The organism is Microbispora sp. ATCC PTA-5024 (genome assembly GCF_000511135.2).
GTDB classification, from domain to species: domain Bacteria; phylum Actinomycetota; class Actinomycetes; order Streptosporangiales; family Streptosporangiaceae; genus Microbispora; species Microbispora corallina.
Map to the genome: position 1 here is coordinate 2,062,508 of NZ_KI866522.1, position 11,308 is coordinate 2,073,815.

General features: G+C 74.0%; 10 protein-coding genes. 3 read left to right on the top strand and 7 right to left on the bottom strand.

The genetic code is table 11. The features are described from left to right. Positions 1-38 precede the first annotated feature (38 nt). From MPTA5024_RS09105 to MPTA5024_RS09115, 3 genes are read left to right on the top strand one after another with little or no spacing between them, the layout of a single operon-like run. Positions 39-1,019 carry an ABC transporter permease gene (locus tag MPTA5024_RS09105; RefSeq protein ID WP_036321485.1) on the top strand — a complete coding sequence of 327 codons (981 nt, stop codon included), beginning with the start codon at positions 39-41 and terminating at the stop codon, positions 1,017-1,019. 41 nt (positions 1,020-1,060) lie between these two features. Next, positions 1,061-2,125 carry an ABC transporter ATP-binding protein gene (locus MPTA5024_RS09110; protein WP_036321489.1) on the top strand — a complete coding sequence of 355 codons (1,065 nt, stop codon included), beginning with the start codon at positions 1,061-1,063 and terminating at the stop codon, positions 2,123-2,125. Then, entirely contained in the window at positions 2,122-3,153 is a 1,032-nt protein-coding gene (locus MPTA5024_RS09115) for an ABC transporter ATP-binding protein (RefSeq protein ID WP_051457866.1), read from the top strand. The genes MPTA5024_RS09110 and MPTA5024_RS09115 overlap by 4 nt, the downstream gene beginning before the upstream one ends. Positions 3,154-3,219: 66 nt before the next feature. Here MPTA5024_RS09115 and rpe read toward each other — a convergent pair whose 3' ends face one another. The 7 genes from rpe to MPTA5024_RS09150 all read right to left on the bottom strand — a co-directional run. Continuing rightward, positions 3,220-3,879 (bottom strand): ribulose-phosphate 3-epimerase, encoded by a 660-nt coding sequence (rpe, locus tag MPTA5024_RS09120; RefSeq protein ID WP_036321492.1) that lies wholly within the window; start codon positions 3,877-3,879, stop codon positions 3,220-3,222. A gap of 48 nt (positions 3,880-3,927) precedes the next feature. Continuing rightward, positions 3,928-5,325: an RsmB/NOP family class I SAM-dependent RNA methyltransferase gene (locus tag MPTA5024_RS09125; protein ID WP_036321494.1), complete on the bottom strand. Its 1,398-nt coding sequence runs from the start codon at positions 5,323-5,325 to the stop codon at positions 3,928-3,930. Positions 5,326-5,344: 19 nt separating this feature from the next. Further along, on the bottom strand, positions 5,345-6,274 hold the full coding sequence (gene fmt, locus MPTA5024_RS09130; RefSeq protein WP_036321496.1) for a methionyl-tRNA formyltransferase: 930 nt from the start codon (positions 6,272-6,274) through the stop codon (positions 5,345-5,347). Further along, complete coding sequence (def, locus tag MPTA5024_RS09135) at positions 6,274-6,822, bottom strand: peptide deformylase (RefSeq protein ID WP_036321499.1); 549 nt, start codon at positions 6,820-6,822, stop codon at positions 6,274-6,276. Before def ends, fmt begins: the two co-directional genes overlap by 1 nt. Before the next feature lie 43 nt (positions 6,823-6,865). After that, positions 6,866-8,080 carry a hypothetical protein gene (locus MPTA5024_RS09140; RefSeq protein WP_036321502.1) on the bottom strand — a complete coding sequence of 405 codons (1,215 nt, stop codon included), beginning with the start codon at positions 8,078-8,080 and terminating at the stop codon, positions 6,866-6,868. A 23-nt stretch (positions 8,081-8,103) separates the two neighbouring features. Next, the gene (locus tag MPTA5024_RS09145; RefSeq protein ID WP_036321505.1) at positions 8,104-9,783 is read right to left on the bottom strand and encodes a hypothetical protein; all 1,680 of its coding nucleotides are present in this window, start codon (positions 9,781-9,783) and stop codon (positions 8,104-8,106) included. A 40-nt stretch (positions 9,784-9,823) separates the two neighbouring features. Continuing rightward, the coding region (locus MPTA5024_RS09150; RefSeq protein WP_036321508.1) for a primosome assembly protein PriA at positions 9,824-11,308 on the bottom strand (1,485 nt) is incomplete at its 5' end.

The window sequence follows — 11,308 nt, forward strand, 5'->3', positions numbered from 1 at the left end:
CCCCGGCCCGTTCCGCCCGCAGGAGCAAGTGCGACGCCATGACCAGTTTTCTGGTACGCCGAATCCTCGGCGCCCTGGTGATCCTCCTGATCATCAGTGCCGTCACGTTCTACCTCTTCTACGCCATCCCTCGCGACCCGGCGCGGGCGTTCTGCGGCAAGATCTGCCGTCCTGAGACGCTCACGCTGATCCGGCACAACCTGGGGATGGACGAGCCGCTGTTCGTGCAGTACTGGCACTGGCTGGTGGGCATCTTCGCCGGGCGGGACTTCGTCCAGTTCGGCGCCTGCCCCGCGCCCTGCCTGGGCTACTCCTTCGCCACGCAGGAGCCGGTGTTCGGCGCGATCGTCGACCGCTTCCCGGTGACGCTGTCGCTCACCATCGGCGCCTCGGCGGTGATCCTCTCCTTCGGCATCCTCACGGGCATGCTCGCGGCCTGGAAGGTCGGGCAGCCGCTCGACAAGATCGCCAGCGCCTCGTCCGTCATCGGCGCGTCGCTGCAGATCTACTTCGTGGGCCCGCTGCTCGCCTTCTACCTCGTGGACACGGCGGGCCTGCTGCCGCGCCCCTCGTACGTGGCCTTCACCGAGGACCCGCTGGGCTGGTTCACCCATCTGCTGCTGCCGTGGGTCGTGCTGTCGATCATCTTCACCGCCAACTACACCCGCATGACGCGCTCCCAGATGGTCGAGCAGCTCGCCGAGGACTACGTCCGGACGGCGCGGGCCAAGGGCATGTCGAGCCGGTCGGTGTTCTTCCGGTTCGCCTGGCGGGGCGCGATGATCCCCATCATCACGATCTTCGGCGTCGACCTCGCCACGCTCCTGGGCGGCGCGATCATCACCGAGCAGACGTTCAGCCTCCACGGCATCGGCGAGCTCGCCGTACGGGCCGTGCAGAACACCGACCTGCCGATGCTGCTCGGCGTGACGATCGTGGGCGCGGCGGCCATCGTGGTGCTGAACATCGTGGTGGACGTCCTGTACGCCGTCATCGACCCGCGCGTGCGGATCGGCTGAGGCCGGGCCGTGCACCACCGAACGAGGAACAGGAGCAGCAAGTGACCACCGTGTCGTGGAGCGGCGAGCAGGGCACCTCGCGCGGCCCCGGGCCGTTCCTGTCCGTCCGCGACCTCAGCGTCGAGTTCAGCACCGAGGACGGCGTCGTCCACGCCGTGGACGGGCTCTCCTTCGACGTGGAGAAGGGCACCACCCTCGGCATCGTCGGCGAGTCCGGGTCGGGCAAGTCGGTCACCAACCTCGCCATCCTCGGCCTGCACGACCCCGCGCACACGAAGATCGCCGGTGAGATCTGGCTGGAGGACCAGGAGCTGCTGTCAGCCGGCCGCGGGACGATGGAGCGGCTGCGCGGCAACCGCGTCGCCATGATCTTCCAGGACCCGCTGACCTCGCTGTCGCCCTTCCACACCATCGGCCGGCAGATCAGCGAGGTCTACCGCAAGCACAAGGGCGCGAGCAAGAAGGAGGCCCGCGAGCGGGCCGTCGAGATGCTCGACCGCGTCGGCATCCCGCAGCCGAAGACGCGGGTGGACCACTACCCGCACGAGTTCTCCGGCGGCATGCGCCAGCGCGCGATGATCGCGATGGCCCTCGTCTGCGACCCCGACCTGCTGATCGCCGACGAGCCGACGACCGCGCTCGACGTGACCGTCCAGGCCCAGATCCTCGACCTGCTGAAGGACCTCCAGCAGCAGTTCGGGACGGCGATCATCCTGATCACCCACGACCTCGGCGTCGTCGCCAACACCGCCGACAACGTGCTGGTCATGTACGCCGGGCGGGCCGCCGAGCGCGGCACGGTCCGCGAGGTGCTCCGGGAGCCCCGCCACCCCTACACGTGGGGCCTGCTCTCGTCGATGCCCCGTCTGAACGCCGCCGTCGACGAGCCGCTGCGCCCGGTGCGCGGCACGCCCCCGAGCCTGCTCACCCCGCCGCCCGGGTGCCCGTTCCACCCCCGCTGCGACTACCCGCAGCTGGCCGGTCCGGAGCTGTGCTTCCACCAGCGCCCCGACATCTCGCCCGAGTCGGGCCACGGCGACGCCTGCTACCTCACCCTCCAGCAGAAGAAGGACATCCGTACCGCCCAGATCGAGGAACCGGCATGAACGAGACCCTCCTGGAGCTCCAGGGGCTGGTGAAGCACTTCCCCATCCGGGGCGGCGTACTGGTCAAGCACCAGGTCGGGGCCGTCCACGCCGTGGACGGGATCGACCTCACGGTGGCGGAGGGCGAGACCGTCGGCCTCGTGGGCGAGTCGGGCTGCGGCAAGTCCACCACCGGACGGCTGGCCGCCCGGCTCCTCGAACCCACCGGGGGCAAGGTCCTCTACCGCGGCCGTGACATCAGCCACAGCTCGCGCCGGGAGCTCAAGCCGATCCGGCCCGAGATCCAGATGATCTTCCAGGACCCGTACAGCTCGCTCAACCCGCGGCAGACGGTGGGCACGATCATCCGCGGCCCGATGGACATCAACGGGATCAACCCCGCCGGCGGGCGGCACAAGCGCGTCCAGGAGCTGCTGGAGATCGTCGGCCTCAACCCCGAGCACTACAACCGGTTCCCCCACGAGTTCTCCGGAGGACAGCGGCAGCGCATCGGCATCGCCCGCGCGCTGGCGCTCGACCCCAAGCTGATCGTGGCGGACGAGCCGGTGTCGGCCCTCGACGTGTCGATCCAGGCCCAGGTCGTCAACCTGCTCCAGCAGCTGCAGCGGGACCTCGGCATCGCGTTCCTGTTCATCGCGCACGACCTGGCCGTGGTGCGGCACTTCTCGCAGCGGGTCGCCGTGATGTACCTCGGGAAGATCATGGAGGTCGGCGACCGCCAGTCGATCTACGAGCGGCCCCGGCACCCGTACACGCACGCCCTGCTGTCGGCCGTGCCCGAGCCCGACGTGGCGGCCGAGCCCCGCGAGCGGATCCGCCTGGCCGGCGACGTGCCCTCGCCGATCGACCCGCCGTCCGGCTGCCGGTTCCGCACCCGCTGCTGGAAGGCGCAGGACAAGTGCGCCCAGGAGGTGCCGCCGCTGGTCCGGCTCAGCGGCAACCGGGAGGGCCACCTGACGGCCTGCCACTTCCCCGAGGCCCCCACCGTCCACGGCGAGGACGTCGTCCTCGACCCGGCCCTGGCCTGAGGCCTTCCGTGAGGGGCGCCGGCCGATCGGCGCCCCTGCCGGCCCTTCCCCAGAGGTGAGGGCCGGTCAGGCGCTCTCGGCCAGCGCCCGCAGCGCGCGTACGGCGGCGGCGGGGTCGTCGGCGCCGTAGACGGCGTTGCCGGCCACGAACACGTCGGCGCCGGCCTCGGCGCACCGCTCGATGGTCTCGTCAGACACGCCGCCGTCGACCTGGAGCCAGACCTGGCCGCCGTGCTTGTCGATGAGCGAACGGGCCCGGGACACCTTGGGCAGCACCATGTCGAGGAACCGCTGCCCGCCGAACCCGGGCTCCACGGTCATCACGAGCAGCATGTCGATCTCGGGCAGCAGGTCCTCGTAGCCGTCCACGGCCGTCGCCGGGTTCAGCGCGAGCCCGGCCCTGGCCCCGGCCGCCCGGATGGCCCGCAGCGTCCGTACGGCCGCCTTGGCGGCCTCCGCGTGGATGGTCACGCTGGCCGCGCCCGCCTCCGCGTACCCCGGGGCCCAGCGGTCGGGGTCGTCGATCATGAGATGGCAGTCGATCGGCGTAGAGGTGGCCTTCAGCAGCGCCTCGACGACCGGCAGTCCGAGCGTCAGGTTGGGCACGAAGTGGTAGTCCATGACGTCCACGTGGAGCCAGTCGGCGACGCCCTCCACCCGGGCGGCCTCGTCGGCGAGGCGGGCGAAGTCGGCGGACAGGATGCTGGGCGAGATCTGTACGGCCATAGTGCCTGCAGTCTATTCAGACCGGCGCGTCCGCCGGGAGCGACGGGGTCAGCGCCGGCGCAGGAGCGCGATGAACATGGCGTCGGTCCCGTGCCGGTGCGGCCAGAACTGGACGTACGGCCCGTCGCCGAGATCGGGCACCTCCGGGAGGAACTCCCGCGCGTCCAGCGTCTCGGCCCGGTCGCCCACGTCCCCCACCACGGCGCGGGTCTCGTCGAGGTGCGGGGAGCAGGTGACGTACGCCACGACGCCGCCGGGCCGCACCGCGTCCAGCGCCGAGACCAGCAGGCGGCGCTGCAGCCGCGTCAACTCGGGAACGCTGCGGGGGTCGCGCCGCCACCGGGCCTCCGGCCGCCTGCGCAGCGCGCCGAGGCCGGTGCAGGGGGCGTCGAGCATGACCCGGTCGAACGCCCCGGGACGCCAGGCGGGCTCGGTGCCGTCGGCGGTGACGACCGCCGCCTCGCGGGTGGCGTTCCACACCAGCCGGGCGCGGTGGTACTGCACGTCGGACGCGAGCAGTCGCGCCTCCCGCTGCGTCGCGAGGGCGTCGAGGAGCCCGGCCTTGCCTCCCGGGCCGGCGCACATGTCGAGCCAGCTCCGGTCGCGATCCAGCGGCACGCGGGCGAGGGCCAGCGCGACCAGCTGGCTCGCCTCGTCCTGCACGGCCGCCCTCGCCTCGCCGACGGCCCGGATCGAGCCCGGGTCCCCCTCCGGCAGATAGGCCGCGTACGGCGAGTAGGCGGCCGGTTCGGCCCCGGCCTCGACGAGCTCGTCGAGCGTGGCGCGGCCCGGGCGGGCCACCAGGGCGACGCGCGGCCGCTCGTTGTCGGCCTCCAGCAGGGCGGCCGTCTCGCCGAGGTCCCCGCCGAGGGCGTCGCGCATGGCGGACACGATCCAGCGGGGGTGGCTGTGGGTCACGGCGAGGTTGCCGATCGGGTCCTCGCCGGCGGGCGGGGCGACGATCTCCAGCCACTCCTCCAGCGTCCGCCCGGCGACCTTGCGCAGCACCGCGTTGGCGTACCGGGACGGCCCGGGGCCGACGCGGAGCCTGACCAGGTCGATGGTGGCGCTCACGGCCGCGTGGGGCGGGATGCGGGTGCGCAGCAGCTGGTGGACGCCGAGCCGGATCGCGTCGAGCAGCGGCGGGTCGACGTCCTCAGGGGCGCGGTCGCTGCACGCGGCGATGACCTCGTCATAGGTGCCAAGCCCGCGCAGCGTGCCGTAGGCGAGCTCGGTGGCGAGCGCGGCGTCGCGACCGGAGATCCGGCGCTGCCTGAGCAGGGTCGGCATCAGCAGGTTGGCGTACGCGTCGCGCTCGTCCACCGCGCGCATGAGGTCGTACGCCGCGTTGCGGGCCTCGTCCCTGCGCGGCCGCGCGCGTCCCTGGGCGGCCGGCGGACGGCCTCCTGGCCCGCGTCCGGTGCCCCTGTCTCCCCGCCTGGTCATGCCGCCCGCTCCCACCGAATCACGCGAAGCTCTCCCCGCCGGTGAAGCGGACGCCCCTGGCCCACTCGGCGGCGTCCATGACGCGCTTGCCCTGCGGCTGGACCTCGGTCAGCTCGACGGGGTGGGTGCCGGTGCCGACGCGGACGGCGCTCCTGGTGGCGGCGATCTCGCCGGGCGCGAGCTTGTCCGCCTCGGGGGCGGGCCGCACCCGGCCGATCTTGACCCGCTGGCCGTGGAGCTCGGTCCAGGCGCCGGGCGCGGGGGTGCACGCGCGAACCAGGCGGTCCACCCGCATGGCGGGGGCGCCCCAGTCGATCCGGGCGTCGTCGACCTCGATCTTGGGGGCCAGGCTGACGCCGTCGGCGGGCTGCGGCCGGGCCTCGAGCGTGCCGTCCTCGATGCCGTCGAGCGTGCCGAGCAGGAGCCCCGCCCCGGCCTCGGCGAGCCGCGCGAGCAGGATGCCGCTCGTGTCGTCGGGCCGCACGGCCTCGGTCAGCACGCCGAACACCGGGCCCGCGTCCAGCTCCTTCACGATCCGGAACGTCGAGGCGCCGGTGATCTCGTCGCCGTGCAGGACCGCGTGCTGCACGGGGGCCGCGCCCCGCCAGGCGGGCAGCAGCGAGAAGTGCAGGTTGACCCAGCCGTGGCGCGGGATGTCGAGGGCCGCCTGCGGGAGCAGGGCGCCGTACGCGACGACCGGGCAGCAGTCGGGCGCGATCGCCCGCAGCCGGTCGAGGAACTCCGGATCTCCGGCCTTCGGCGGCTTGAGCACCTCGATGCCCGACTCCTCGGCCAGCTGGGCCACCGGGCTGGGGTGGACCTTCCGCCCCCGGCCGGACTGCGCGTCCGGCCGGGTGACGACGGCGGCCACCTCGTGGCGGGGCGAGTCCAGCAGGGCGCGCAGCGACGGCAGCGCGGTCTCGGGAGTGCCGGCGAAGACCAGGCGCACTACAGGGCCCTCCCACCCGTGACGTGCGGGGACACCTTGACGACGGGGGCCGACAGGCCGCTCCACTCGGCCTCGCGGATGGCCTTCATCGCGAGCTTGCGCTGCGCGGAGTCCATGCGGTCGATGAACAGGACGCCGTCGAGGTGGTCGGTCTCGTGCTGGAAGCACCGGGCCATGAGGTCGGTGCCCTCGAGCGTGATCGGCTCGCCGTACATGGTGAAGCCCTTGGCCACGGCGCGGATCGCCCGGGGCGTGGGATAGGTCAGCCCGGGGAACGACAGGCAGCCCTCCTCGCCCTCGGTGTCCAGCTCGTCGGACAGGTCGAGGTCGGGGTTGATCAGGTGACCGAGCTGGTCGTCGACGTAGTAGGTGAAGACCCGCAGCCCGACGCCGATCTGGGGGGCGGCCAGGCCGGCGCCCGGCGCGTCCATCATCGTGTCGGTCAGGTCCTTGACGAGCTTGCGCAGCTCCTTGTCGAAGTCGACCACCGGCGCCGCCGGTGTGCGAAGCACGGGGTCGCCGAACAGTCGGATCGGCTGGATGGCCAACGGCGGGCTCCGTTCACGTCACGTTCTGCGGGATCACCACAGTCTACGGGCGTGAACGGGCCTTCATCGCCGTCTTCCTCGCCGTCTTGGCGATCAGGGGGTCGGGGTGGTGCCGTCCGAGCAGCTCCAGCACGGCGAGGGCGTCGGGGTGGTCGACCCGGCCCATGTCGGGCACCAGCGTGAGCAGGTCCTCGCCGAGGATGTCGAAGTGGGCGACCGAGTCCACCGGCGCGCCCAGGTAGAGCAGGGCGGCGAGCGTGTCGACCGCCACCCAGGCGCCGTCGCCCTCGCCGAGGGCCGGCGCCTCCAGGTCGCGCACGCCCAGCCAGGCCGCGGCGTAGCGCCACATCATCGGCTCGTCGAGCGCCTCGCGCACCGCCTGCTCCGCCTCCGGGCCGAGCTCCTCCAGGACGGTCCCGGCGGTGCCGCGCTGGGCGGCGTTGCCGGACGCGGCGATCTTGATGAGCTCGCGGGCGGCGTCCTCGGGCATGCGCCGCTCCAGCCACAGCGTGGCGGCGCTGGCGGACGCCTTCCCGGCGAGCATGGCGTCGATCAGCTCGGCCGCGCCCTGCTGGGCGAAGGCGGCGACCTCCCGCAGCGACGGCGCGTCGTGGCCCTCGCGGAGGAGGTCGCGGCGGACGGCCCACACGCCCGGCCCGGTCAGCCGGACGAAGTCGCCCGACACCTCGATCAGGCCGCAGTACTCCAGCAGCCGCATGGCCTCGGCCAGCTCGGCGGGCAGGGTCATCCGCAGCCGCCGCAGCTCGGGCTGGCGGGCCTCGCAGCCGATCTCGTGGGCCTGCAGGATGCCCCCGGCCAGGGCGGCCAGCGGCATGCCCTCCTTCACGCTGTAGATCGTGGCGAGGATCTCGGTGAGGTGCTCGTCGACCACTGCGGAGCCGGTCAGGCCCTCCTCCGTGCGGTCGAGGACGTCCATCACCACGCCGTCCCAGAACTCCAGCGGGTCGGGCACGCCCGGCCCGGGACGGGCGCCGTGGCGGGTGACCTCGACGAGGCGGCCGTTGACCGCGACGACCCAGAGCAGGCGCAGCCGGCTCGCCTCCAGGCCCAGCTCGCTCACGGCCGCCGCGGCGTCGCCGTCGGTCAGCATCCCGTGCTCGTCGACCTCGCGCTCGCCGGTCCACGCGGCCAGGCGCTCGGCGTCCCCGACGAGCGGGACCGTCCGCACCACCCGGACGATCTCCTCCTCGGGGGCGAGCTCGACCGGCGGGAATGTGAGCACGTCGCTGTCGGCCATTCCAGCAACTTACTCCACAGCAGTCACCGAATGCCCCGCGAACGTGCCTTGAAGGCGGCTTTCCGGGCGGCCTTGGCGGCGGCCCGGTCGGGCAGCGTGTTGCCGAGCAGCTCCAGAACCTCGACCACGTCGGGGTGGTCGACGCGCCACATGTCCTCGATCAGGTGGGCGGGCGGCCCGGAGGCCGCGATGTTCTCCGCGAAGCCCTCGGGGTCGGCCTCGGCCGCCGGCAGCGCGAGCGCCAGCATGTCGACGCTGACCCACAGCACCTCCTCCGGGGTCAGGGCCGGCGCGTCGAGCCCGCGTGACGACAGCCAGTGGATGGCGTGCGGGCGCAGCTCCGCGTCGTCCAGGTACGACTGGACCACCTCGGCGGCCTCGGGGCCCAGCCGGTCGACGATGGTCACGGCGACCCCCCGCACCTCGGCGGGGGCGCCCGCCACCGCGGCCAGCAGCTCGGCGGCCGCCTGCTCCGGCGCCCGGCGCGACAGCCAGGAGACGATCTCCCGCTCGGCGGCGTCGGCAGGCAGGCCGTCGGTGATGAGCCCGGCGATCAGCCCGCTCGCGTCGCCCTCCGCCAGGTCGGGGGCGAGCGGGGCCTCCATGCCCATCCCGGCGTACAGCTCGCGCAGCCCCCACAGGCCGTGGGGGGTAAGGCACAGGCCGTCCTCGCTCCACTGGACCGTTCCCGTGTACGTGAGCCCGGTCAGCGCCTCGTCCAGCGGCCCCACCGGCCGGTCGGGCGCCACCTCGCGGAGATAGTCGGCCAGCGCCTCGACGGGCACCGGCGACTGCAGCCGGTAGAGCAGGTCGTGGATCGAGGACATCCCTCCGTCCACCACGTCCTCCCCGGTGAGGGCCGCCTGCCCCTCGATCAGGAACTCCAGGGTGCCCGCCCACAGATCGAGCAGCTCCTCGTCCGGCCGGGCGTCCAGCGGGCGGAACCCCTCGGCGGCGGCGACGGCCGTGCCGTCCAGCCGGGCCAGCCCGAGCTCGACGGCGAGCCGCCACACCAGGGCGGGCCGCCCGATGCCGAGCTCCTCGGCGATCACCCGGGCGTCGCGGACCCGCAGGGCCCGCCTGACCGTGGTCGTGCGGCCGCCCTCGGCCATCCACGTCACCACCCGGTGGGCGTCCAGCAGCAGCGGCACCTCCCGCACCGCGCGGACGACCTCCTCCCGCGCCGGGAGCCGTACGGCGGGCAGCGGCGCGCAGCCGGGGCAGTCGCAGCCGGGCCCGTCCTCGCCGGCGCCGGACTCCCCCGTCCCGGTCCTGGACGACGGGCCGGGCAGGTCCAGGGAGTCGGGACCGATCGCGCTGAACAGGCTCTTGGCCATGCCGAACTTCGTCGTGTCGGCCAGCGCCCGCGGCATCTCGGGCTCGATCTCGTCGATGGTCGCCCGCATCCGCTCGGCCGTCTTGCTGCCGATCTCGCCCGTCTCCAGCAGGAACTCGACCAGCGTGCGGGCCGCGGCCACGGTCTCGGGGGCGCTCTCCGGCGGGGCGATGACCTTCCGCGGGTAGATCTCGAGCAGGAGCTCCTCGAACGTGCCCGGGCGGAAATCGCCCAGCTCGTTCACCTCCAGGTAGTCGCTGGCGTAGTCGCACAGCAGACGCACCTCGTCGACGTCGACCTCGACGTGCCTGTCCCGCCCCCAGGCGCGAAGGCCGTCGATGGCCCGGTTCACCCATTCGATCGACACAGGGAGACGCTAACGGGTTACTTTCGGCATCGCGAATCGGTCAGATGAGGTCGAGCGGATCAATGCTCACTCGCACCACGTCAGGCGCCTTTCGCGCCGACCGCACCCCGCTCGCCCCCTTCAGCGCGCCGGCCAGGGCCGATCCCCGATGACGGGACACCCGGACCATGGCGCGCTCCAGCCCGCCCTCGACCGGGACGGGGCCGAGCACCTGGGCGCCGCCGGGCAGCGCGGTGTCGTCCAGCATCTCGCGGACGGCCGCCCCCGTGCCGGTCAGCGTGGCCATCCGCACGGCCGGCGGAAAGCCCAGCTCCGCCCGCTCGTCGAGCTCGCGCTCGGCGAAGGTGACCGGGTCCCAGCGCAGCAGCGCCTGCACGACGGGGATCCGGCCGTCGGCCAGCACCACGACCTCGGCGCCCGGCCGGGCCAGGGCGGCGGCGTTCATCCACCGCCGCAGCGCCTCCTCCGCCACCCGCAGGTCGGGCCGGCCGAGCAGCGCCCACCCGTCGAGCAGGACGACGGCCGCGTAGCCGCCGTCCGGCACCGGCTCGGCCCCGGGCGTCGCCACGACGAGCGCCGGCGCGGCCCCCACCGTGGCCAGCACGCCGTCCCTGCCGGACGTCCGCACGGCCACCGAGGGGAACGCCCGGCCGAGCTCCTCCGCCGTGCGCCGGGCCCCCACGATCACCGCGCGCACCCGGGGGCTCCCGCAGTGCGGGCAGCGCCAGTCGCCGGCGATCCGCCCGCACCAGCGGCAGTACGGCACGGCGTGCCCGCCGCGGAGCGCCAGGGGCCCCGAGCACACCGGCCCGGGGGTCTCCCCCCCGTCGTCGCGGCCCGCGGCTCCAGGGAGCGGCGCCCTGGCCCCCGTACGGCGGCCTGAGGAGGCGTCGAGGCTGATCGGGGGCGAGCCGGAGCACCGGGCGGGAGCGCGGCAGTGCTGGCAGGCCAGGGCGGGCAGGTAGCCCCGGCGGGGCACCTGCACGAGCACCGGTCCGCGCTCCAGGCCCTGGCGCAGGGCCCGCCAGGCGAGGCTGGGGAGCCGGGCGGCCCGTGCGGCCTCGTCGCGGGCCAGCTCCATGTCGTCGCCGATCGGGCGCACCCGCGGCAGGCTCGCCCGCAGCTCGTCGTGGCCGGGCAGCAGCGGCGCGGCCCAGCCGGTGGCGATGAGCAGCGCGGCCTCGGCCGTCTGCGCGAACCCCCCGACGAGCATGGCCGCGTCGGCCCGCTGCGCCCGGATCCCGAGGACCTCGCGGGCGTGCGGGTAGGGCGCGTGCCGCTCGGCGTGCAGGTCGTCGCCGTCGTCCCAGATCACCGCCAGCCCGAGGTCGCGCACCGGCGCGAAGGCGGCGGGGCGGTTGCCGACGACGATCCTGGCCTCCCCGCGCAGGGCCTTGAGCCAGCGGCGGTACCGCTCAGCGGGGCCGAGGTCGGCCGTGACGGCGACGTGGGGGGTGTCGCCCAGCGCGTCGACGACCAGCGCCACGTCCTTGCCGTCGGGGACCACGACCACGGCGCCGCGGCC

What these genes read in the sequence shown, in the direction of transcription:
- MPTA5024_RS09105 (WP_036321485.1), top strand. Translation starts at nt 39, where the DNA reads ATGACCAGTTTTCTGGTACGCCGAATCCTCGGCGCCCTGGTGATCCTC.
- MPTA5024_RS09115 (WP_051457866.1), top strand. Translation starts at nt 2,122, where the DNA reads ATGAACGAGACCCTCCTGGAGCTCCAGGGGCTGGTGAAGCACTTCCCC.
- rpe (WP_036321492.1), bottom strand. Translation starts at nt 3,879, where the DNA reads ATGGCCGTACAGATCTCGCCCAGCATCCTGTCCGCCGACTTCGCCCGC.
- MPTA5024_RS09125 (WP_036321494.1), bottom strand. Translation starts at nt 5,325, where the DNA reads ATGACCAGGCGGGGAGACAGGGGCACCGGACGCGGGCCAGGAGGCCGT.
- MPTA5024_RS09140 (WP_036321502.1), bottom strand. Translation starts at nt 8,080, where the DNA reads ATGGCCGACAGCGACGTGCTCACATTCCCGCCGGTCGAGCTCGCCCCC.